The organism is Aliiroseovarius sp. ABM4_368 (genome assembly GCF_056161205.1).
On the sequence record NZ_JBSWYR010000034.1, the window covers coordinates 1 to 264 of the forward strand.

Here is a 264-nt window from a genome sequence, read left to right on the forward strand (position 1 = left end):
AGCTATCCCTATACGATCTGTGAGAACTTGAACGGGACGAACTGTGATACGGCCACAGCGACGGTCGTAGTGGACCCAGCCCCGATCGACGCCATCGACGACACGCCAGCACCTGTGAATGGTTTGGACGGCGGCGACACTGCGTCTGTTCTGGACAACGACACGCTGAATGGCGCGGCTGTTGACCCTGCAGACATCACGCTGACGCCGGGTACGGCTCCGACTCCTGCTGCTGGGTCGATCACCATGAATGCCGATGGCACG

General features: G+C 60.6%; 1 protein-coding gene. It reads left to right on the forward strand.

Features of this window, described 5'->3' with window-relative positions; translation table 11 throughout:
- Positions 1-264, forward strand: a 264-nt coding sequence (locus ACXAH3_RS16515; RefSeq protein ID WP_474863370.1) for a hypothetical protein, incomplete at both ends; no start/stop codon positions are given.